This is a genomic window from Modestobacter excelsi (assembly GCF_005930495.1).
GTDB classification, from domain to species: domain Bacteria; phylum Actinomycetota; class Actinomycetes; order Mycobacteriales; family Geodermatophilaceae; genus Modestobacter; species Modestobacter excelsi.
In genome coordinates, this window is the sequence record NZ_SJEX01000003.1 from 45,454 (window position 1) to 67,846 (window position 22,393).

The following is a 22,393-nucleotide window of genomic DNA, read 5'->3' on the forward strand; positions in this document are numbered from 1 at the left end:
CCGGACGGCGTAGCGTCCGGCGGAACAGTCGTCCCAGGAGAGCCGATGGCCCTGCTCCGCCGGATGGGCGTCGCGCGCAGCGCGGCCGGCACCGTGGCGCGCCTGGCCGTCACCGGTGCCGGCGTCGCCCTGGCGCCCGTGGCCCTGACCGCCGGGCTGCTCGGCGAGCCGGCCCGCCGGGCGGGCGACCTCGCCAGGGCGGCCGCGGGTGGTGCCGCGACGGTCGCCGGCGGCTCGCTCTCGCTGGCGCGGCAGGCGGCGGTCACCGGGACCCGCGCCGTCGGGACCGTGGTCACCGGGGCCGACCCGATCCCCGACGGCCACGTCCGGCACCTCGCCGACGTCGCCCGGGGCATGTTCGAACCGCCGACGGCGCGGCACACCCGGCGGGTGTGGGCCGAGCGCGGGCACGTGCACATCGAGGTCACCGCGCCGCCCGCCGAGGACCGGCCCGAGGTCCGCCGGGCCCTGCGTCGTCACCTCGAGCGGCTCGACGGCGTGCAGTGGGCGACGGTCAACGACGTCGTCGGTCGGGTGCTGGTCGCGATCGACGAGCGGCAGCTCTCGGTCGAGCAGGTCGTCGGCGTCGTGACCGCGGTCGAGCAGTCCCGCGGTGGCACGCAGGTCTTCCCCCAGCGCCAGGACCACCCTGCCGACCTGGAGCCGCTGATGGCGGCGGTGCTGGACGCCGCCATCGACGTCGCGGCCGTCGGGGTGGCCGCGGCGGGCAGGCTCCTGCCGATCCCGCCGCTGACCCGGCACGCCACCCTGCTCGTCGCGCTGCTGGACAGCCAGCAGTGGGTGAGGTCCGCGCTCGAAGCGCGGCTCGGGGCGGTCGGCACCGGTCTGGTCCTCTCCGGCTCGAGCGCGCTGCTGCACGCGTGCACGCAGAGTCCCTCGGTCCCGGCGATCAACGCGGCCGCCGCGCTCCAGCGGGCGCTGGAGGTGCGTGCCCGGCGGCAGGTCTGGCGGCGGCGGGAGTCCGAGCTCTGCCGGGCCGAGCCGGAGGAGGACACCTCCATCCCGCTCGAGCCGCCCGGCGAGCGCCCTGGGCGGCTGCCGCCGGGGCCGGTCGAGGCCTACCGTGCGCGGCTCGGCCCGGCAGCCCTCGGCGGTGCGGTCGGGCTGCTCCCGCTGACCCGTCGTCCCGGCAGGTCCGCGGACCTGCTCAAGGCGCTGACGCCCAAGGCCGCGGTGCTCGGCCGGGAGTCGTTCGCCGCCGGCACCGACCTGCTGATGTGCCGCAGGGGCGTGCTGCCGATGGACGGATCGGCGTACCGCCGGTTGGACCGGGTCGACACCGTCGTCGTCGACGCCGGCGCGTTGTGCACCGGGCCGCCTGCGGTCATCGACGCCCGGGCGGCGGCCGAGGGCTGGGACACCGCCGCGGTCTGGACGGCGGCCAGCCGGCTGCTCGGCGCCGGCACGTCCGCCGGGGACGGTGCGCCCGCCGCGGCCGGCCCGGCGCTGCGCCTCGGGCCGCCCCGGCGATCGGCGGACGCGCCCGGTGGCTCGGTGCGGACGCTGCTGCAGGGCCGGCGCCGGATCGGTGAGGTCACGGTCGCCGCCGAGCTCGACCCGCATGCGGAGGCGCTGCTGGGAGCGGTCGTCGACGCCGGGCACCGGCTGGTCCTGCCGCGTCACGTCGGGACCCGGGAGATCGCCGGCGCGGCCGACGAGGTGCCGCCGGACGACGAGGCGCTCGTGGACACCGTGCGCCGTCTCCAGGCCGACGGCCGTGGCGTGCTCGTCGTCTCGGCCACCGACGGGCCGGCGCTGCTGGCCGGGGACGTGGCCGTGGCACCGGTCCTGGTCGGACGCGCCCCGGCGTGGGGAGCGGACCTGGTCACCCCACCCGGCCTGGCCGAGGCCTGCCGGCTCGTCACGGCGACGGTCGCCGCACGTGCGGTCAGCCGGCGCTCGGTCGGCACCGCGCTCACCGGGAACGTCCTGGGCGGCCTGCTCGCCGCGGTGGGCACCCCGCGCGGCGGCCAGCGCCGCGCCACCACACCGGGGAAGACGGCGTGCACCTGGAGCATGCTCGACGGCGCCTGGACGGCGGCCCGGGTGGCCCGGCGCCCGGCACCGCCGCCGTCGGTGCACACGCCGTGGCACGCGCTGGACCCCGACGACGTCCTCGGGCGGGTGGCGGGGCTGCCTCCTGCACCGGCGCCCCGGCGGACGGTGCCCACGCCGGTCCGGGCGGTGACCGGGCTGCCCCTGGTCCGGGTCCCCGTCCGGTTCGCCCGGACGGTCGCCGCCGAGCTCGCCGATCCGCTGACCCCGGTCCTGGCCACCGGGGCGGCGGCGACCGCCGTGCTCGGGGAGCGGACCGACGCCCTCCTCGTCGGCAGCGTGACCCTCGGCAACGCCGTCATCAGCGGCCTGCAGCGACTCCGCGCCGAGACGGCGCTGGAGTCGCTGCTGCTCGAGCAGGACGTCGTGGTGCACCGGGAGACCGACGCCGGCCGGGAGGACGTGCCCGGGGCGGCACTGCGGATCGGCGACGTGGTGCAGGTCGAGGCGGGGGACGTGCTCGCCGCGGACGCCCGGCTGCTGGAGGTGACCGACCTCGAGGTCGACGAGTCCGGCCTCACCGGGGAGTCGCTGTCGGTGGCCAAGTCGGTGCAGGCCACGCCCGGGGCCGACGTGGCCGACCGGACCTGCATGCTCTTCGACGGCACCACGGTCGTCGCCGGGCGCGGTCGCGCCGTGGTCGTGGCGGTGGGGTCCGCGACGCAGGCCGGCCGCGCGACGCGGGCTGCGGGTGCGGCAGCACCGCCGGCCGGCGTGCAGACGCGCCTGGGCGACCTCACCCGGGCGGTGCTGCCGCTGACCCTCAGCGGTGGGGCCGTGGTGACCGCCCTCGGCGTGCTGTGGGGGCGCCCGCTGCGTGAGGCGGTCGGCTCCGGGCTGGCGATCGCGGTGGCCGCGGTGCCGGAGGGGCTGCCGCTGGTCGCGACCGTCGCGCAGCAGGCGGCGGCCCGGCGGCTGTCCACGCACGGCGCGGTGGTGCGGAGCGCCCGGGTGCTGGAGGCGCTCGGGCGGGTGGACACCGTCTGCTTCGACAAGACCGGGACCCTGACCGAGAACCGGCTCAGCGTGGTCCGCCTGGTGCCGCTCGGGGAGTCGACCGAGGACGACGTCCTCCGGCTGGCCGCCGCGGCCGTGGCCGACGGCGACGACCGGGCCCACGAGACCGACCGGGCGGTGGTGGACGCGGCTGCCGCACGGCAGCTGACCGCCGACGAGGACCCGGCGGCCTGCCTGCCGTTCGCCGCCGACCGCGGCTTCTCCGCCGTCGTGCGGAACGGCCGGCTGGTGGTCAAGGGCGCACCCGAGGAGGTCCTGGGCCGGTGCACCGAGGCCGGCGGGGCGCGCGACCGGGTGCGGCAGTTGGCGTCCGAGGGGCTGCGGGTCCTCGCGGTCGCCGACCGAGCGGTGGACGGTGCGCCCGACCCGCTCGACGACGCGGCCTCCGACCTCACCCTCCGCGGGCTCGTCGGTCTCGCCGACACCCTCCGCTCGTCGGCCGTCGCGGCCGTCGAGCAGCTGCGGGCAGCCGGCGTCCGGGTGGTCATCGCGACCGGCGACCACCCGGGGACCGCCGGCGCGATCGCCGCCCAGGCCGGCATCCCGGACGCCGACCGGGTGGTGACCGGTGCGCAGCTGGCCCGGGCGTCGGAGGCGGAGCGCGCCGAGCTGGTCGCGACGGCGGCCGTGTTCGCGCGGCTCTCCCCGGAGCAGAAGGTCACGCTCGTCGCCGCCCTCCGCCGGGCCGGGGCGACCCTGGCGATGACCGGGGACGGGGTCAACGACGCCGCCGCCATCCGGCTGGCCGACGTCGGGGTCGGCGTCTCGGGTGCGGAGTCCCCGGCCGCGCGCTCCGCGGCCGACCTGGTGGTGACCGATGCCGACCTCACCCGGCTGGTCGACGCCATCGCCGAGGGCCGGGCGATGTGGTCGCGGGTCAGGGACGCGGTGTCCGTGCTCGTGGGCGGCAACGCCGGCGAGGTGACGTTCACGGTGCTGGGCACGGTCGTCGGTGGCCGGTCACCCCTGGGGACCCGGCAGCTGCTGCTGGTCAACCTGCTCACCGACATGTTCCCGGCGCTCGCCGTTGCCGTCTCGACGCCGCGGGCGGCCACCCAGGACGTGACGGAGGGCCCGCTCGCCGGTCACCCGCTGGCGCCGGTCCTGCTGGCCGGCCCGCAGCGGGGCTTCACCGACTCCGTCCGGCGGATGGTCCTGGTGCGAGGGGCGGCGACCACCGTCGGGGCCACCGGGGCCTGGGCGACCGGCCGGCTCACCGGCCTCCACCGCCGGGCCAGCAGCATGGGTCTGGCCGCCCTGATCACCACCCAGCTCGGCCAGACCGCGTGGTCCGGTCGGCGGAGCCCGCTGGTGCTGGCGACGGCGGCGGCCTCGCTGCTCGTGCTGTTCGCCGTCGTCCAGACCCCGGGGCTCAGCCAGTTCTTCGGCTGCACCCCACTGGACCCGCTGGCCTGGCTGACCGTGCTCGGTTGGGCCGCCGTCGGGACCGGGACCGCCGAGGTGGGTCCGGCGCTCGTCGCCCGGCTGCGCACGGCCCGCTGATCCTCCGCTCGGCAGGACTGGACGTTCTGCCCCCTAGATGACCAGTGCCCGGTTGACGCCGGCCGACGCCCGACCGAGGTCGGACGTGCGCGCACGACCCCGGCATGGACTCTGCGCCGTCCCTGGCGTGTCACTGGACCAGTCCGTCACATCCTCCCCATCGTTGCCACGCGTCCCGGTCGCTGAGAACCAGCAGTGCGTGGGCCGGGACGCCAACGGCGGGTCTCCGAGCACGCCTCGACGAGGGAGGACGAATGCACCAGCCCAGTACCAGTGGAACGACGCGACGCCGCAGGGGAGGGCGACGGCTGGCGGTGACGACGTCCGCCGCCGTGCTCTTCACCGCGCTGCCGGCCACGGCCGCATGGGCCGGTGGGGGAGGCGGGCAGACCTGGGTGGTGCACCCCGGTGAGTCCATCCAGGCGGCCGTGGACTCCGCGGCGTCCGGCGACACGATCAAGATCGAGGCGGGCACCTACGACGAGGCGGTCTGCGTCGACCACAAGGGCCTGACCGTCAAGGGCGCCGGACGGGACGCCACGAAGATCATGTGGCCGGAGTGGACGACGGCCGCGGACCTGCCCGAGGCCACCGCGACACCCTGCTGGGAGGCGCAGAACGACGCCGACCCGGAGGGTGACCCGGACACCCTCGACGACGACGTCTCCGGTCTGTTCTTCCTGGAGCCCGACAGCCCGGTCGAGGTGACCGGCGTGTCGACGTGGAACCACCCGGCCAACGGGATCGCGGCGTGGGGCGCCGACGGCTTCCGGGTCTCCAAGACCAAGGGCCACGGCCACGACCGCTACGGCATCCTCGCGGCGTACTCGACGCACACCCGGATCCTGCGCAACATCGAGGAGGGCGTCGACCGGGGCACCGCCGACCAGCCGAACAGCGGCACGGCGGGCATCGGGTCGACGGACTCGGCCAAGGCGTACGCCGACATCGTCGCCAACGACGTCCAGGGCTACAACATCGGCATCTTCGCCCGGGAGTCCCGCTCCGGCATGATGCGGCACAACTACGTGGCCGGGAACTGCGTCGGCGTGCTGGTGTTCGACGACGCGGCCACCGAGATCCCGGACGCCTCGCGCAACGTCCGGGGCGGGGACTGGCAGATCCGGGCCAACGAGGCCTCGGGCAACGACCGCTTCTGCCTCGCCGGCATCGGTGAGGTCGAGGCCGCCCTGCGGGTCTCCGGGACCGGCATGGCCGTGGTCAACGCCGACCACGTGGGCATCTACGACAACAAGATCCGGGACAACCACCCGGCCGTGGACCCGGCGACCCTCCAGTTCCCGAGCGCGGGGGTCGCGCTGCTGACGCTGCCGCCGTTCAACAACCCGTTGGGCGTCGACCCGGGCCCGGTCACGGCGGTGCGGGTGTGGAAGAACGGCATCACCGGCAACACGGTGGACATCCTGAAGGGCTGGCCGCCGCCGCTGGACGCCCAGTTCCCCCCGGTGGGCAGGGACATCTCGATCCGGGGGAACACCTGCTCCACCAGCATCCCGGCGTCCCTCTGCAGCAACTGACGCCAGCACCTGACGCCAGCACCTCACGCCCGGAGCCGGAGGCCCGCCCCTCGCACCACGGGGCGGGCCTCCGGTCCGTGCGGTCAGCGGCCCGTGCGGTCCCGGTAGCGGGCGGCACGCTTGGCCGCGGCGGCCCGCTTGCGCTCGCTCTCCGCCTGCTGCTTGACCGAGGAGCCCCGGTCCCGGACGGCCTGCGCCGTCCCGGCGGGGTAGCCGGCCTTGACCACCCGGTGCTCGACGGTCTCGTTCATGTAGGCGAGCGCGTAGATCAGCGCGAGGAAGATGCCGCCACCCGCGCAGGCGGCGCGCAGCTGCCATCCGGCGGGGATCAGGATCATCACGAGGGCGATGGGGATGATCATCTGCACGAAGATGCGGGCGACGTGCCGGGCCCACCAGGTGTCGGTCGTGGTGTCGAACAGCACCCAGCTGCGGTTCCGGGCGGGGAGCCGGCCGCCGAAGGCGTACCAGAGCCAGCGGTGCGGTGCGGGTCGGACGACGGGCTCAACCGGGGTGCCGGGCTCCGCGGGAGGCTGGGTCATGTCGGCGGTGTGCTCCTGACGGGGGACGGTCACACCTCCAGGATGCGCCGTCGTGGGAGGCGGGCAGGCCGACCATCGGTGACGTCACGCCTGCTCCGCACGAAGCAGGCCCCGGTACGTTGACGGCCGCACGACAGCGCGGTCGTGCCGTGCTGCGGAGGTGCGCCGGTGGACGGCCAGGACGGCGGTGCTCCCTCGTCCCCACCGCGTCCGTCCGCCGGCCGGCCGCGTCGATGGGCGGCGATCGGACTCCTGCTGGCGCTCCTCGGGCTGGTCGCCGTCCTGGGCGTGCTGCTCGGGACCGACGGTCAGCGGGATGCCGGTCCGTCCCCCCGGGTCACCCCGCTGGCCGGCAGCCTGGTGCCGGAGTCGGAGATCGCGGGCACGTGGTCAGGCGAGGGGTCGCTCGCCCGCTGCGCCGGGTTCGACGAGGGCTGCCCCGGTGTCCGGTCGGTCACCCTGACCGTCGACTGCTCGCGGCACCCCTGCGCCGTGACCCCCTTCGACAGCCGCTTCGGGGCGCCTCCGCTCGACGTGCAGGACGGCCGCTACCGCGCTGCCGGACCGCTGCCGGCGGAGGTGGCGCCGACTTGCGACGGGGTGCCCACCAGCAGCGCCCTGTGGCGGGTGGAGCTCAGCGTCCGGGACGGCCGGCTGGTGGGCAGCTACGCGGAGTCGACGGTGCAGGGCTTCGAGTGCGGCGCCACCGGGGTGGCCTGGGACGTGGTCCTCGACCACCGGTGACGGTCACGGCTTCGAGAGGGCCCGGTCCCGGTCGCGCGGCATGAGCAGCACGGCGGCGAGCAGCGCCCCGGCCAGCACCACGGTGCCGACGAAGACGTGGTGCACCGCGGTGGTGAGGGCCGCCGGGGAGACGCCGTCGCTGCCCACGTCCTGCCCGCGCAGCGTCGCGTTGACCACCGCCCCGAACACGGCGATGCCGATGGCGCTGCCGGCGGAGCGGGCGAACATGTTGAGCCCGGTGACCACGCCGCGCTCCTGCCACCGGACCGCCGACTGGGCGGCGATCAGCGTGGGCGCGGCGGTGAAGCCCATGCCCAGGCCGATGACGAACGCCGTCCCGCCGACCAGCAGCACGCTGGAGGACCCGTCGAGCAGCAGCAGCAGCGCGGAGCCGACCAGGACGACGGCGACCCCGACCAGCGCGGTGGACCGGATGCCGATCCGCAGGTACAGCCGGCCCGCCTGCGACGCCGAGATCGGCCAGCCCAGGGTCAGGGCGGCGAGGGCGAACCCGGCGACCAGCGGGCCGGTGCCCAGCACGTCCTGCACGAACGTGGGGACGTAGGAGGTGAGCCCCAGCAGGACCGCGCCGACGCAGGCCGAGACCAGGCTGGTCGCGACCAGCAGCCGCTGCCGGAGCAGCCGCAGCGGGACGACGGGGTCGGCCGCCCGGCGCTCGATCGCCACGAACACCGCCAGCAGCACGACGCCACCGCCGAGCACCGCGATGCTCTGCGGCGACGCCCACGCCCAGGCCTGCCCGCCCTCGAGCAGGCCGAGGACCAGCAGCGTCAGGGCGATGGTGAGCACGCCGGCCCCGGCGTAGTCGATCCGCGGGCGGCGCCGTTCCACCCGTTCGGTGAACCTCAGGCCGATCATCGCCGCGGCCACCAGGCACAGCGGGATGTTGACGAAGAAGATCCACCGCCAGCTCACGTACTCGGAGAAGACCCCGCCCAGCGTCGGCCCGACGACCGAGGAGATGCCCCAGACGCTGGCGATGTAGCCCTGCACCTTCGCCCGTTCCTCCAGCGAGTACAGGTCCCCGACGATCGTCATCGACATCGGCTGGACCGCACCGGCGCCGAGGCCCTGCACCGCGCGGAAGGCGATCAGCGCACCCATGCCCCAGGCGACGCCGCAGAGCACCGAGCCGATCAGGAACAGCCCGATGCCCGCGAGCATCACCGGCTTGCGGCCGAAGACGTCGGCCAGCTTGCCGTACACCGGCACGGTCACCGCCTGGGCGAGCAGGTAGACCGAGAACAGCCAGGGGAACTCGGCGAAGCCGCCCAGGTCGGTCACCACGGACGGGACGGCGGTGGCGATGACGGTCGCGTCGATGGCGACCAGGGCGGTGGACAACATCACCGCGATCAGCACCGGCCCCCGCTCGGACCGGAAGCCGACACCCGACGCTGCTCGCACCTGCGACACGCTCACTGCGCCCAGGGTAGTTGCGCGGTGGGATGACCCCGCGCTGGGTCAGCCGTCCTCGGCCCGGTCGAGCAGGCGCAGCAGGACCCCCTCGCCGGGCTGCAGGGTGATCGAGGACAGCGGCACGGCCGAAGTCCACCGCCGCGAGCAGCCGCTCGGACCCGCTGGTCCGCAGCCAGGCGAGCACGTCCGGCCCCGCGTCCAGCAGGGTCTGGCTCCCCGTCTGCAGGGTCTCCGACGTGGCGCGCAGCTCGCCGAGCCGGCGGACCAGGGACAGCGTCGATCGGGGATCGGCGGCCTGCCGCTCGACGCAGAGCTGCTCGGCGTCCCGGACCATCGGCAGCCACGGCGTCCCGGTGGTGAAGCCGGCGCCCGGGCCGGCGACCGACGGCGGGCGCCAGGGGAGCGGAGCACGCTCGGGGTCCCGTCCGTCGACGTCGACGACCTGCTCCGGCGGGAACTCGGCGTCCGGCAGGCCCAGCTCGTCGCCCTGGTAGAGGAACGGTGTGCCGCGCAGCGCGGTGAGCAGCAGGGCCGCGGCGCGCGCCCGGGCCGGTCCGGAGCCGGCACCGTCGTCGTAGCGGGTGGCGATCCGCGAGTGGTCGTGGTTGCCGAGGAACCACGCGGGCCACGCGTCCGGCTCGGCCAGGGCCTGGAAGTCCTCGATCCCCGAGCGGAGGGCGGCGGCCTCCCAGGGCAGGTGCAGGAAGACGAAGTCGTGCGCCAGGTGCAGCTGGTCGCCGCCGGCCAGGTGACCGGTGCTCGATGCGCACCCCGTCGACGCCGCGGTCCAGCCAGAACCGGACGACGTCGTGCATCGCCGCCTCGACGTCCGGGTCGTCCCAGTTCAGGTCGGGTTGCTGCGGTGTGCAGGAGTGCAGGTACCACTGGCCGGTGGCGTCCTCGGAGGTCCAGGCCGGGCCGACGGCGGCGAACTCCGACCGCCAGTCGTTCGGCGGGCCGCCGTCCGGGGCGCCGTCCCGCCAGACGTACCAGTCGCGCTTCGGGTCGTCCCGGCCGGAGCGCGAGGCGAGGAACCAGGGATGCCGGTCGGAGCTGTGGTTGGCACCCAGTCCAGGACCACGCGGACGCCCCGGTCGTGGCAGTCGGCGATCAGCCGGTCCAGCTCGGCGAGGCTGCCGAACAGCGGGTCCACGTCGCTGGTCCGGACCGCGGCGGGCGGCGCCACGACACGCCGAGGCGATGTGGCACAGCTCACGCTCAAGGTGTCTAGTGGGCGGGCCCGGTGACGAACCCGAGGAGCAGCCATGCCGCGTCGACGGTCCACCCTCCTGGCCCTCGGCGGGCTCACCGCCGGCCTGCTGGTGAGCAGCCCGCTCGCCCCGGCAGCCGCCGATCCGGTCCCCGACCGGAAGCCGCTGGCCGTCGGGACGGGAGGCGCGGTCGCGACGGTCGACCCCGATGCGACCCGGGTCGGCCTGGAGGTGCTGGCCGAGGGCGGCAACGCCGCGGACGCCGCAGTGGCGGCGGCCGCCGCCCTCGGCGTCAGCGAGCCCTACTCCGCGGGCATCGGCGGGGGCGGCTACTTCGTGTACTACGACGCGACCAGCCGCACGGTCTCCACGATCGACGGCCGGGAGACCGCACCGCTGGCGATGAGGGCCGATGCCTTCCTGGACGCGGAGGGCGAGCCGCTGCCGTTCCAGGAGGCGGTGCAGAGCGGCCTGTCGGTGGGGACGCCGGGCACTCCGCTGACCTGGGTCCGCGCGCTGGAGCAGTTCGGCACGCTGTCGCTGGAGGAGGCGCTGGAGGGCGGGACCCGGCTGGCCGACGAGGGCTTCGTCGTCGACCGGACGTTCCACGACCAGACCGCCGACAACCAGGAGAAGCTCGCCCGGTTCGCCGCCTCCGCCGACCTGTTCCTGCCCGGTGGGGCACCCCCCGAGGTCGGCTCGGTGTTCCGCAACCCCGACCTGGCGCGCACCTACGACCTGCTCGCGGCGGAGGGCGTCGGCGAGCTGTACACCGGTGACCTCGCCACGGAGATCGTGCGGACCGCGCAGGACCCGCCGGAGGCCCCGGGTGCCGGCCCGGTGCGGGCGGGGCTGCTCGCCGAGGAGGACCTGGCGCGGTACGACGCGCCGCTGCGCGAGCCGACCCGGGTCGACTACCGCGGGCTGGAGGTCTACGGCATGGCCCCGTCGTCCAGCGGTGGCTCCACCGTCGGGGAGGCGCTCGGCATCCTGGACCTGTCCCGGCTGGGCTCGCTGCCCCAGGTCCCGACCCTGCACCGCTACCTGGAGGCCAGCGCGCTGGCCTTCGCGGACCGGAACGCCTACGTCGGCGATCCGGCCTACGACCAGGTGCCGCTGGCCCAGCTGCTGTCACCGGGCTTCGCCGCGGAGCGCGCCTGCGCCATCGACCCCGACCACGCCCTGACCAAACCGCTCCCCGCCGGGAACCCGGACGGCGAGTACGGCCCGTGCCCCGCTGAGAGCGCCGGCACCCAGGACGGCGGCACCGAAGGGCCGAACACGACCCACCTGACCGTCGGTGACGCGGCCGGCAACATCGCCAGCTACACGTTGACCATCGAGCAGACCGGCGGCAGCGGGATCACCGTCCCCGGCCGCGGGTTCCTGCTGAACAACGAGCTCACCGACTTCACCTTCGCGCCGAGCGACGTGACCGTCCCGGAGCCCAACCTGCCGGCCCCCGGCAAGCGCCCGCGCAGCAGCATGTCGCCGACGATCGTGCTGCGCGACGGTGCGCCCGTGCTGGCGCTGGGCTCCCCGGGCGGCAGCACGATCATCACCACGGTCCTGCAGACGCTGGTCAACCGCGTCGACGGGCACCTGGACCTCGCCGCGGCCATCGCCGCCCCCCGCGCCTCGCAGCGCAACACCGCCTCGGTGGAGGCGGAGCCCGCCTTCCTCGACGCCTACGGCGCGCAGCTGACGGCGCTGGGGCACACCTTCACCACGACCGCGGAGATCGGCGCAGCGACCGGGATCGAGTACCTGCCCGGCGGGCTCCTGCTCGCCGCAGCGGAGACGGAGCGGCGGGGCGGTGGCAGCGCCGGCGTGGTGGACGAGGTGGCGGGCGACCATGGCGGTCCCGGCGAGGATGCCGCGCTCGCTCCCCAGCTGGGTGTGGGGGGCTAGCTGCCACGGTCCCCGGCCCGGCCACGGCGGCTGTGCCGGGGGCACATGCGGCCCGCCGGCGTCCGGTGCTCTCGCCATGTTGCCGCACCGGGCACCGGGGACGACGGTGGGAGAGCCCGTCGGTGGGCGACCGCCGGGCGGGCACCCGACCCGAGGCTGCCCGGACGAAGGAGTCCCCATGCGGTTGCGCAGGCCCCTCACCACCCTGTTCGTCACCCTGACCGCGGTCACGGTCGCACTGCAGGCGGCACCGGCGCAGGCCGGGCCCGGCGGGAGGGGGCCGGCGCCGGGGGCGCGGGCCTGCACCGCGTCGGACACGGTGCGGGTGCCCGGCGCCGAGCACGCGGAGACAGCCTGCCTGCCCGACATCACCACCGCGGGCCTGCTCACCGCGGAGCCGGGCCGGTACACCGACCAGCCGGACTGGGTGTCCCTGCACGCACCCGGCACCACGAACCCCACCGGCGTCCCAGGGCTGCAGGTCGACGGGTACTTCGCGGACACCTCGACGTTCAACAGGACCCACGGCTGGGACCACGACAGCCAGTTCGTGCTCCGGGTCCCCGACGACTGGAACGGCGGACTCGTCGTGGCCGGTGCGCCGGGCACCCGCAAGCAGTACTCCTCGGACTTCCTCATCTCCGACTTCGTCGTGGCGCAGGGGTTCGCCTACGCCGCCACCGACAAGGGGAACAACAGCAACGACTTCTACCTCGACGGCCGGCGGCCCGGCGACGCCGTCGCCGAGTGGCACCAGCGGGTGACGCAGCTGGCCGTGGCGGCCAAGGGCGCGCTCCGGGAGCGGTTCGGCCACCGGCCGGCGCACACCTACATGGCCGGCATCAGCAACGGCGGCTACCTGGTGCGCTGGCAGCTGGAGAACCGGCCCGACCTCTACGACGGCGGGGTCGACTGGGAGGGGACGCTGTTCACGCCGGACGGACCCAACCTGTTCACCTACCTGCCGACCGCGGTGCGGTACAGCCTCGGCCAGGCCGACGCCGAGGACATGTACGCCGCCGGGTTCGCGCGTGGCTCCGAACCGCTGTGGCCGTACCACCAGAGCATCTACTGGGGGCTGACCCAGAAGGTCTACCGGGCGGAGTTCGACCCCGGCTACGACCCGGCCTGCCCGGGGCCCACCGCCGGCGCGACCCTGCCGGAGCTGGTCGCGCCGTGCCCGAGCGACGCCGCCTACGACAGCTGGTTCGCCAGTGCGGCGTCCCGACCGGCGCATGACGCCCTGGCGCGGATCAGCCTGACGGGCAAGATCAAGAAGCCGCTGCTGACGCTGCACGGGACGCTGGACACCCTGCTGCCGATCAGCACCGACAGCGACGTCTACGCGCAGATGATCGCCGAGCGGCACCGCGACCGGCTGCACCGCTACTACCGCATCGAGGGCGGCAACCACGTCGACAGCCTGATGGCCCTCGACCCGGCCCACCTGCGGCCGATGCTGCCCTGCTTCCGGACGGCGTTCGACGCCCTCGTCGGCTGGGTGGAGACCGGTCAGCAGCCGCCGGCGAGCACGACCGTGCCGAGGCCGGCCGGCAACGGGGCGACCGACCCGGCGCTGCTGGACTCCTGCACGCTGGCCTGACCGCGCGCCGGGCCGTCCTCCCGCTCCTCGGATCCGGGAGGACGGTCCGGGCCGTGCTGCCGACCGTGCCGTGGCTCACTATGGTCGGGAGGTCCGCCCGTCCGTGCCACCACCGTGGAGTGCGCCCATGAGGCTGATCATGCTGTCGCCGCCCGGCGCGGGGAAGGGCACGCACTGCGCGTGGTTGACCGAGGAGACCGGGGTCGCGCACATCTCCTCCGGCGACCTGCTGCGCGCCGAGATCGCCCGGGGGACCGACCTCGGCCGGCGGCTGGCGGAGTTCACCGGCCGCGGGGCGCTCGTCCCCGACGACGTGATGTTCGACCTGCTCGTCCCGGTGGTGGTCGCGGCCGCCCGGGACACCGGCGGCTACCTGCTCGACGGGTTCCCGCGCACCCTGCCGCAGGCGCTGCGCGCGCAGCAGATCGGCCGCGACCAGGCCCTCGCCGCCGACGCGGTCGTCTACCTGACCGCGCCCGAGCCGGTGCTGGTCAGCCGGCTGCTGGCCCGGGCGGCGGAGCAGGGCCGGGCCGACGACACCCCGGAGGTGGTCAGCCACCGGCTGGCCGTCTACGCCGAGGCGACCGCGCCGCTCATCGACCACTACCGCGATCGCGGGCTGCTGATGGAGGTCGACGCCGACCGGCCGGTGGCCGACATCCGGGAGGACCTGCGAGCCCGGCTCGGCGAGCGTGGCCTGCTCGGGAACGGGGCCGGACCCGCCGCGCGGTGACCGCCGCGGTCAGGGCGCCACGTCGGGGACGATGTGCTGGGACTCCTTCGGCGGGCGGACGTAGTCGTCCTCGACCGGCGGCCGTGGCGGGAGCTCGGGTGCCTCCGGGGTGAGGTCCTCGTAGGGCACCTGGCCGAGCAGGTGGGAGATCACGTTGATCCGGGCGCGCTTCTTGGAGTCGGCCTCGACCACCCACCACGGCGCCTCGGGGATGTCGGTGGCGGCGAACATGGCGTCCTTCGCCCGGGAGAAGTCCACCCAGCGGTTGCGCGCCTCGAGGTCCATCGGGCTGAGCTTCCAGCGCTTGGTCGGGTCCTGCAGGCGGGCCTGGAAGCGCTTCTCCTGCTCGGTGTCGCTGACCGAGAACCAGTACTTGAGCAGGGTGATGCCGCTGCGCACCAGCATCCGCTCGAACTCCGGGCACGAGCGGAGGAACTCCGCGTACTCCTCGTCGGTGCAGAAGCCCATCACCCGTTCGACGCCCGCGCGGTTGTACCAGGACCGGTCGAGCAGGACCATCTCGCCGCTGCTCGGCAGGTGCGCGACGTAGCGCTGGAAGTACCACTGGCCCTTCTCGCGCTCCGACGGCGCCGGCAGCGCGACCACCCGCGTGGCACGGGGGTTCACCGACTCGGTGATGCGCTGGATCGCCCCGCCCTTGCCGGCGGCGTCGCGTCCCTCGAAGACGACCACGACCCGGAGCCCGCGGGCGCGGATGAACTCCTGCTGCTTGACCAGCTCGACCTGCAGCCGGGCCATCTCCTTCTCGTAGGCCTTCTTGTCCACCTTGCCGGTGGTCCGCGGGGCCTCTTCGACCGAGGGGGAGCTGGTGCCGGACGCCGTCATGGGGTCAGCGTGATCGGGTGGCCGTCCGGTGACAACCCCTCACGGGCCCGGCGGAGCAGGCCGCCCGGCGCCGGCGTGCACCGGCGGCGGGGCCCTACCGCCCGGGCGGTCAGGACCGGATGATCGACGCCGCCGGTCCACACCCCGGGCGGCCGGGTCGCCGGGGGCCTAGCGTGCTGAGAGTGGGCAGGCGTGTGGTGGTCATCGGCGGGGACGCCGCAGGGGGCAGTGCGGCGTCGCAGGCCAAGAAGCGGCGACCCGACCTGGACGTGGTCGTGTTCGAGCGGGGCCGGGCGACGTCCTACTCGGCCTGCGGCATCCCGTACTGGATCAGCGGGGCGGTCGAGGACGAGGCGTCGCTGATCGCCCGGACCCCGGACCAGCACCGTGCCGCGGGCATCGACGTCCGGATGCGGACCGAGGTGGTGGGCATCGACCTGGACCGCCGGGTCGTCACCTGGCGCGAGCTGGACGGCGGGGGTGAGGGCAGCGAGCCCTTCGACGACCTGGTCTACGCGACCGGCAGCGTCCCGATGCGCCCGCCGGTGCCGGGGATGGACGCGGCCGGGGTCTACGGCGTCCAGGTGCTCGACGACGGCGTCGCGCTGCGCGCCGAGCTGGACGGTGGCTCCGTGCGGCGGGTGGTCGTGGTGGGCGGGGGCTACATCGGCCTGGAGATCGCCGAGGCGTGCCGCGTCCGCGGTCTGGACGTCACCGTCGTCGACCGCTCGGCCACCCCGGTCGGCACCTTCGACCCCGACATCGGGACCTTCATCGCCGACGCGGTCCGCGCGGAGGGGATCGAGCTGGTGCTCTCCGACGGCGTGACGGCCATCGACGTCGGGGACGACGGACGGGCCCGCGCCGTGCTGACCGCGAGCGGCCGGGAACTGCCGGCGGACCTGGTGGTCCTCGGGCTGGGGGTGCGGCCGGACGTGCGGCTGGCCCGCGAGGCCGGGATCCCGCTGGGGACCTCCGGCGGCATCGCGGTGGACGCCAGCATGCGCACCCAGGTCGAGGGGGTCTGGGCCGCCGGGGACTGCGTGGAGTCCCGGCACCGGCTCTCCGGTCAGCCGATGGTGGTGGCCCTCGGCACCCACGCCAACAAGCAGGGCCGGGTCGCCGGCATCAACATCGGCGGCGGGTACGCGACCTTCCCCGGCGTCATCGGCACCGCCATCACCAAGGTCTGCGACGTGGAGGTCGCCCGCACCGGCCTGTCCAGTGCCGAGGCCACGGCCGCGGGCTACCAGTTCGTCACCGCCTCGGTCGACTCGACCACCAGGGCCGGCTACTTCCCGGGCGCCGGCCCGATCCGGGTCAAGATGATCGCCGAGCGGCGCAGCGGGCGGCTGCTCGGCGCGCAGGTCGTCGGGAAGGAGGCGTCGGCCAAGCGCATCGACGCGCTGGCGATCTGCGTCTGGAACGAGATGGGCGTCGACGAGGTCCTCTCCCTCGACCTGTCCTACGCACCGCCGTTCGCCCCGGTGTGGGACCCGGTCCTGATCACCGCGCGCAAGGCGCTGGAGGCCGTGGAGGCCGACGCCCGGCAGCTCTGAGCAGCGGCCGGCGATGAGTTCCGGCCCGGGCGCGGGTCCGTCCTGGTGTCGCAGGACGCAGATCCTCCGGAGGACGCCATGACGACCACCCCGAGCACCCCGTCCACCGCGCTGCCCGGCCGCCCACCCGTCGTCGACCGCGCCACCTGGCAGGCGGCCCGGGACGAGCTGCTGGTCCGGGAGAAGGCGCACACGCGCGAGGGCGACGCCCTCGCCGCGGCCCGCCGCACCAGGGCCAGTGCGAGGGCTGCACCTTCAACGTCTGGCACATGCGGGACGCCGTCTACCTCAACGCCCGCGGGGTCTCCTCCGCCGTCCTGACCTCGGGCCGGTGGAGGAGGTGGCGCCCTTCCGGGAGTTCATGGGCTACACCCAGCCCTGGTACTCGGTGCACGGCGTCGAGGCGTCGATCGCCACCGAGGAGGGGCACATCGAGTGCTACCTGCGCGACGGCGACCGGGTGTTCCTCACCTACGCCACCACCGGCCGGGGCAACGAGCCGGCCGACGGGTCTCTCGGGCTGCTCGACATGACCCCCTACGGACGCCGGGAGGCGTGGCAGGACGACCCCGAGGGCTGGCCCGAGCCACCGCAGGTGGGCGCGCCCGTCGGCGGGCACGGCGCGCCGATCTGCTGGTACTGGCGCTCGGGTCCCGACGGCGCCGGCAGCTGGGGGCCGACCAGCCGGCCCGTGCCGCAGTGGACCCGCCCCGGCGCGACCCTCGTGGAGACCCTCGGCCGGCAGGACCACCACCACTGACCGGCCGCCGGCGGCGCGCGGCGGCGGCGTCCGCGTGCCAGGCTCGGGCGCACGACGACGGGGAGGCGACGTGCAGGCAGTGGTCTACGAGCGCACCGGTGGCCCGGAGGTGCTCTCGCTCCGCGAGGTGCCCGACCCCGAGCCCGCCGACGGCGCGGTGCTGGTCGACGTCGCGGCCGTGGGCGTCAACTTCCGGGACGTCTACGAGCGGGAGGGGCGACCGCCGTACACGGCGAGCCCGCCGGCGGTGATCGGCGTCGAGGGCGCGGGGACGGTCGTGGGCACCGGCGAGCGGGTGGCCTGGCTGGACGTCCGCGGCAGCTACGCGCAGCGGGTGGCCGCGCCGCGGGCGAAGCTGGTGCCGGTGCCCGGCGGCGTCGACCTCGACGTCGCCGCGGCCGTGATGCTGCAGGGCTGCACCGCCCAGTACCTGGTCACCGACTCGTACCCCGTCGCCGAGGGGGACTGGGCGGTGGTGCACAGCGCGGCCGGCGGGGTCGGGCTGCTGCTCACCCAGCTGGTGCGCGCCCGCGGAGGCCACGTCCTGGCCACCACCTCCACCGAGGACAAGGCCGAGCTGGCCCGCGCCGCCGGGGCCGACGAGGTGGTGGTCGGCTACGGCGGGTTCGCCGACCGGGTCCGCGAGCTGTCCGGCGGCGAGGGCGCCGCCGTCGTCTACGACGGCGTCGGCCGGACGACGTTCGACGCGGGCCTGACCGCGCTGCGACCGGGCGGCCGGATGATCGTCTACGGCGCCGCCAGCGGGCAGCCCGAACCGCTGGAGCTGCACCGGCTCGCCGGCGCCGGGTCGCTGTTCGTGCAGCGGCCCACGCTGGCCACCTACACCCGCACGCCCGAGCTGCTGCGCCGGCTGGCCGGTGCGGTGCTGGACACGGTCGCCGCCGGCCGGCTCGACGTCCGGATCGGTGCCCGGCTCCCGCTCGGGGAGGCGCGCCGCGGGCACGAGGACCTCGAGGCCCGTCGCACCACCGGCAAGCTGCTCCTGCTGCCCTGATCCGCTGCTCCGGGGAGGCACGGTGGTGCGGGCGGTCCACGCCTAGCCGGGCGGGCCACGCAGCCGCCGGCCTGCAGAACAGCCTTCTCGGCGGCCGGCGCCGTCGCCCGCGACCGGCTGACCGGACGCGGGCGGGCCCGGGCCCGAGAGGACCAGGGTGTTCCACGGGCGCGACCACAGCCCGGGAGGACGAGCCTCGGGGCGCTGCCCGCCGGAGCGCGGGGACCACAGCACGTCCGTGGAGGTGCGTCCGTGACCACGCTGTTCCGGCGTCTGCACATGCCCCCGCTCGACGGGGCGACCGCCTGGCTCAACTCCGAGCCGCTGGACCCCGCCGGGCTGCGCGGGAAGGTCGTCCTGGTCGACTTCTGGACCCTGACCTGCATCAACTGGCTGCGCACCGAGCCCTGGGTCCGCACCTGGTCGCGGGCCTACCGGGACGACGGGCTGGTCGTGATCGGCGTGCACACCCCGGAGTTCGGCTTCGAGCACGACCTCGACCTCGTCCGCCGGGCGACGCGGGAGCGGGGGATCGACCACCCGGTCGCCGTCGACAACGGCTACCGGGTCTGGCGGGCCTTCGACAACCACTACTGGCCGGCGCTCTACTTCGTCGACACCGACGGCGTGGTCCGCGACCAGCACTTCGGTGAGGGCCGGTACGAGCAGTCCGAGCGCCGGCTCCAGCGGCTGCTCGGCATCGACCGGCCGTTCGTCGCCGTCGAGGGCGAGGGGGTGGAGGCGGCGGCCGACTGGGACCAGCTGCGCACACCCGAGACCTACCTGGGCGCCGAGCGCGGCGGGCGGCCCGACGCACCGGGCGAGCTGCCCCTCGGCCACTGGGCCCTCACCGGGCGCTGGACGACCGAGCCGGAGGACGTCCTGCTCGACCAGGCCGGCGGCGGCATCAGCTTCCGCTTCTCCGCCCGGGACGCGCACCTGGTGCTGTCCTCGGCCGGTCCGGAGCCGATCCCCTTCCAGCTGCTCCTCGACGGCGAGGTCCCCGGCCGCTCGCACGGCGTCGACGTCGACGACCAGGGCAACGGCGTCCTGGACGGGGGCCGGCTGTACCAGCTGGTCCGCCAGGCCGGCGAGGTCCGCGAGCGCACGCTGACCCTCACCTTCTCCGGGGCCGGCGCCCGGGCCCACGTCTTCACGTTCGGCTGAGCTCGTCCCCGGGCGCCCCGACGGGCCCGGGTGCTGACCCGCCCGCACGACCCACACCGCCAGGAGGATGAGGATGTCCACACCCACCCGACCCACCTCGACCGGCACCGGCACCGGCACCGGCACCGTGCCCACGCCCCGCACGGAGGCCGACCCGGCCGCGGTCCGGCCCTTCCAGGTCCACGTGCCGGAGGAGGAGCTCGCCGAGCTCCGCCGCCGCATCGCCGCGACGCGCTGGCCGACCCGGGAGCTGGTGGCGAACCGCTCCCAGGGTGTGCAGCTGGCGACGATGCAGGCGCTCGCGCGCTACTGGGCGACCGACTACGACCTCGGCAGGTGCGAGGCGCGGCTGAACGCGCTGCCGCAGTTCGTGACCGAGATCGACGGCGTGGACGTGCACTTCCTGCACGTGCGGTCGCGGCACGAGGACGCCCTGCCGCTGGTCATGACCCACGGCTGGCCCGGCTCGGTGGTCGAGATGCTCGACAGCGTCGGGCCGCTCACCGACCCGACCGCGCACGGCGGGCGCGCCGAGGACGCCTTCCACCTCGTGCTGCCGTCGCTGCCGGGCTACGGCTTCTCCAGCGAGCCGACCGAGCTCGGCTGGGACACCCCGCACGTGGCGCGGGCCTGGGCGGAGCTGATGCGCCGTCTCGGCTACACCCGCTACGTCGCCCAGGGCGGCGACGTCGGCGCCGGCGTCACCGACGCGATGGGCCGCCAGGCGCCCGAGGGCCTGATCGGCATCCACACCAACCTGCTGGTGACGGCGCTGGGCGGGCCGCAGCCGACGGACACCGAGGCCGAACGCGCGGCGGCCGACGCGCTGACCGTCTTCCGCGCCGACGGCTTCGCCTACTTCCTGGAACAGGCCACCCGCCCGCAGACCATCGGCTACGGCCTGCTGGACTCCCCGGTCGCCCTGGCCGCCTGGATGCTCGACCACGACACCGACGCCTACTACAAGATCGCCCGCGCCTTCGTCGACGAGCAGCCCTCGGGCAACCTCACCCGGGACCACGTGCTGGACAACATCACGCTGTACTGGCTCACCGGCACCGGCGCCTCGGCCGCCCGGTCGTACTGGGACAACTACGGCGTCGCCGCGACCCAGGCCGCAGCGGGCCGCGTGGCCCCCGACGTCACGGTCCCGGTCGGCTTCACCACGTTCCCCGGCGAGATCTGGCGGACCCCGCGCAGCTGGGCGGAGAAGGCGTACCCCACCCTCAGCTACTTCAACGAGGTCGACCGCGGCGGCCACTTCGCCGCCTGGGAGGAGCCCGAGCTGTTCGCCACCGAGCTGCGGGCGGCGTTCGGTCCGCTGCGGTCGTGACCCCCGGCGGCTGAGCAGGGGACCGGCGGCGCCAGGGAGGGAGTCCCCGGCGCCGCCGGTTCGCCGATGCCCTGTTCAGCGCGATGCCCTGTTCAGCGCGATGCCCTGTTCAGCGCAGCGAGCGGAACGCGGCGCGGAGCTCCTCGGCGAACAGCTGGGGCTGCTCCCACGCCGCGAAGTGCCCGCCCCGGTCGACCTCGTGGTAGTAGACGAGGCCGGGGTAGGCCCGCTCGGCCCAGCTGCGCGGTGCCTGGTACTGCTCGCCCGGGAAGATCGTCATGGCCACCGGGAGGGTCACGCCCTTGGCGTCGAAGAAGCCGCCCCGGTACTCCCAGTACAGCCGGGACGCGGACACCCCGGTGTTCGTCAGCCAGTACAGGGTGATGTTGTCCAGCACCTCGTCGCGGGTGAGCTCGCCGGTGGCGCTCGTGGTGCGGTCCAGCGCAGCGACGACGGCCGCGGCGGGCTGGTCGTCGGCGTCGTTGTGGTCCAGCAGCCAGGCGGCCAGGCCGACGGGTGAGTCGGCGATGCCGTACAGCGTCTGCGGCCGCGCCGCCATGTACTGGGCGTACTGCACCTGGCCGAAGGTCGCGACCAGCTGCTGGTAGGCGCGGCGTTCCTCGGCCGAGAGCCCGGCGGGCGGCGGGTCGCCCGCGGCCAGCGCCCGGTCGACGTCCGCCGGCACCGTGGCGGGCATGTTCGTGTGCACGGCGAGCAGCCCCTCGGGGGCCTGCAGGCCCATCTGGTCGACGACGAAGGCACCCCAGTCGCCGCCCTGGGCGACGTAGCGGTCGTAGCCCAGCCGCTGCATCAGCTCGGCCCAGGCCCGGCCCATCCGCTCGGGCCCCCACCCGGTGCTGGTCGGCTTGCCCGAGAACCCGTAACCGGGCATCGACGGGACCACCACGTGGAAGGCGTCCGCAGCCGTCCCACCGTGCGCCGTGGGATCGGTCAGCCGGTCGATGATCTTCAGCTGCTCGATGATCGAGCCGGGCCAGCCGTGGTTGACCACCAGCGGCAGCGCGTCGTCGTGGCGGGACCGGACGTGCAGGAAGTGGATGTCCAGTCCGTCGATGGACGTGACGAACTGCGGCAGCGCGTTGAGCCTGGACTCGCAGGCACGCCAGTCGTAGTCGGTCGCCCAGTGGCGGGCGAGGCGCTGCACCATGTCCAGCGGCACGCCCTGGGAGTGGTCGCGGACGGTCTCCCGGTCGGGCCAGTGGGTGGCCGCGATGCGCCGGCGGAGGTCCTGCAGGGCCTCGTCCGGCACGTCGACGGAGAAGGGGCGGATCCCTACTCCGGACTCCACGGTGGTGGTCATGACGACGTCCCTCCTGTGCGATCGGGTGCGTCCGCCCACGATCGCGCGGCCCACCCCCGGTCGAACCCGGGAGA

General features: G+C 75.1%; 16 protein-coding genes and 2 pseudogenes. 12 read left to right on the top strand and 6 right to left on the bottom strand.

Going from position 1 to position 22,393, the window contains the following annotated elements; all coding sequences use genetic code 11:
• Window positions 1–45: 45 nt before the first annotated feature.
• Window positions 46–4,596 carry a cation-translocating P-type ATPase gene (locus tag FHL80_RS02040; protein WP_138731812.1) on the top strand — a complete coding sequence of 1,517 codons (4,551 nt, stop codon included), beginning with the start codon at window positions 46–48 and terminating at the stop codon, window positions 4,594–4,596.
• A gap of 314 nt (window positions 4,597–4,910) precedes the next feature.
• Window positions 4,911–6,134: a right-handed parallel beta-helix repeat-containing protein gene (locus FHL80_RS02045; protein WP_138731813.1), complete on the top strand. Its 1,224-nt coding sequence runs from the start codon at window positions 4,911–4,913 to the stop codon at window positions 6,132–6,134.
• Between the two features lie 83 nt (window positions 6,135–6,217).
• On the opposite strand, the gene FHL80_RS02050 is transcribed toward FHL80_RS02045, so the two are convergent.
• Window positions 6,218–6,709: a DUF5313 family protein gene (locus tag FHL80_RS02050; protein WP_246078394.1), complete on the bottom strand. Its 492-nt coding sequence runs from the start codon at window positions 6,707–6,709 to the stop codon at window positions 6,218–6,220.
• A gap of 135 nt (window positions 6,710–6,844) precedes the next feature.
• Here FHL80_RS02050 and FHL80_RS02055 point away from each other — a divergent pair, with 135 nt between their 5' ends.
• On the top strand, window positions 6,845–7,420 hold the full coding sequence (locus tag FHL80_RS02055) for a hypothetical protein (protein ID WP_138731814.1): 576 nt from the start codon (window positions 6,845–6,847) through the stop codon (window positions 7,418–7,420).
• A 3-nt stretch (window positions 7,421–7,423) separates the two neighbouring features.
• On the opposite strand, the gene FHL80_RS02060 is transcribed toward FHL80_RS02055, so the two are convergent.
• The 3 genes and pseudogenes from FHL80_RS02060 to FHL80_RS26020 form a co-directional block, all read right to left on the bottom strand.
• The gene (locus FHL80_RS02060; RefSeq protein WP_246078395.1) at window positions 7,424–8,863 is read right to left on the bottom strand and encodes an MDR family MFS transporter; all 1,440 of its coding nucleotides are present in this window, start codon (window positions 8,861–8,863) and stop codon (window positions 7,424–7,426) included.
• Between the two features lie 271 nt (window positions 8,864–9,134).
• A pseudogene (locus FHL80_RS27175) lies at window positions 9,135–9,608 on the bottom strand (alpha-amylase family glycosyl hydrolase); the annotation flags it as partial.
• Window positions 9,609–9,678: 70 nt separating this feature from the next.
• A pseudogene (locus FHL80_RS26020) lies at window positions 9,679–10,215 on the bottom strand (alpha-amylase family glycosyl hydrolase); the annotation flags it as partial.
• Here FHL80_RS26020 and ggt point away from each other — a divergent pair.
• The 3 genes from ggt to FHL80_RS02080 all read left to right on the top strand — a co-directional run bounded on the left by ggt (window position 10,126) and on the right by FHL80_RS02080 (window position 14,318).
• Window positions 10,126–11,982 (top strand): gamma-glutamyltransferase, encoded by a 1,857-nt coding sequence (gene ggt / locus FHL80_RS02070; RefSeq protein WP_138731815.1) that lies wholly within the window; start codon window positions 10,126–10,128, stop codon window positions 11,980–11,982. The pseudogene FHL80_RS26020 and the gene ggt overlap by 90 nt on opposite strands.
• Before the next feature lie 178 nt (window positions 11,983–12,160).
• Window positions 12,161–13,585: an alpha/beta hydrolase family protein gene (locus tag FHL80_RS02075; RefSeq protein WP_138731816.1), complete on the top strand. Its 1,425-nt coding sequence runs from the start codon at window positions 12,161–12,163 to the stop codon at window positions 13,583–13,585.
• 127 nt (window positions 13,586–13,712) lie between these two features.
• Window positions 13,713–14,318 (top strand): adenylate kinase family protein, encoded by a 606-nt coding sequence (locus FHL80_RS02080; RefSeq protein WP_138731817.1) that lies wholly within the window; start codon window positions 13,713–13,715, stop codon window positions 14,316–14,318.
• Window positions 14,319–14,327: 9 nt separating this feature from the next.
• Here the strand turns inward: FHL80_RS02080 and ppk2 are convergent, their stop codons facing one another.
• Window positions 14,328–15,164, bottom strand: coding sequence for a polyphosphate kinase 2 (ppk2, locus tag FHL80_RS02085; protein WP_138731818.1), 837 nt, complete (start codon window positions 15,162–15,164; stop codon window positions 14,328–14,330).
• Between the two features lie 182 nt (window positions 15,165–15,346).
• Here ppk2 and FHL80_RS02090 point away from each other — a divergent pair, with 182 nt between their 5' ends.
• The 6 genes from FHL80_RS02090 to FHL80_RS02110 all read left to right on the top strand — a co-directional run bounded on the left by FHL80_RS02090 (window position 15,347) and on the right by FHL80_RS02110 (window position 20,998).
• Window positions 15,347–16,723 (top strand): FAD-dependent oxidoreductase, encoded by a 1,377-nt coding sequence (locus tag FHL80_RS02090; protein WP_138731819.1) that lies wholly within the window; start codon window positions 15,347–15,349, stop codon window positions 16,721–16,723.
• 78 nt (window positions 16,724–16,801) lie between these two features.
• Window positions 16,802–17,044 carry a DUF899 family protein gene (locus FHL80_RS26025; protein ID WP_246078396.1) on the top strand — a complete coding sequence of 81 codons (243 nt, stop codon included), beginning with the start codon at window positions 16,802–16,804 and terminating at the stop codon, window positions 17,042–17,044.
• A 19-nt stretch (window positions 17,045–17,063) separates the two neighbouring features.
• On the top strand, window positions 17,064–17,483 hold the full coding sequence (locus tag FHL80_RS26030; protein ID WP_246078397.1) for a DUF899 family protein: 420 nt from the start codon (window positions 17,064–17,066) through the stop codon (window positions 17,481–17,483).
• A 70-nt stretch (window positions 17,484–17,553) separates the two neighbouring features.
• Complete coding sequence (locus FHL80_RS02100) at window positions 17,554–18,498, top strand: quinone oxidoreductase family protein (RefSeq protein WP_138731820.1); 945 nt, start codon at window positions 17,554–17,556, stop codon at window positions 18,496–18,498.
• Window positions 18,499–18,750: 252 nt separating this feature from the next.
• Window positions 18,751–19,665: a thioredoxin family protein gene (locus FHL80_RS02105; protein ID WP_138731821.1), complete on the top strand. Its 915-nt coding sequence runs from the start codon at window positions 18,751–18,753 to the stop codon at window positions 19,663–19,665.
• A gap of 73 nt (window positions 19,666–19,738) precedes the next feature.
• A complete protein-coding gene (locus FHL80_RS02110) occupies window positions 19,739–20,998 on the top strand; it encodes an epoxide hydrolase family protein (protein WP_138731822.1) in 1,260 nt (419 codons plus the stop codon).
• Window positions 20,999–21,107: 109 nt separating this feature from the next.
• Here the strand turns inward: FHL80_RS02110 and FHL80_RS02115 are convergent, their stop codons facing one another.
• Window positions 21,108–22,319, bottom strand: a complete 1,212-nt coding sequence (locus FHL80_RS02115; RefSeq protein WP_138731823.1) for an epoxide hydrolase family protein — start codon at window positions 22,317–22,319, stop codon at window positions 21,108–21,110.
• Window positions 22,320–22,393: the final 74 nt, after the last annotated feature.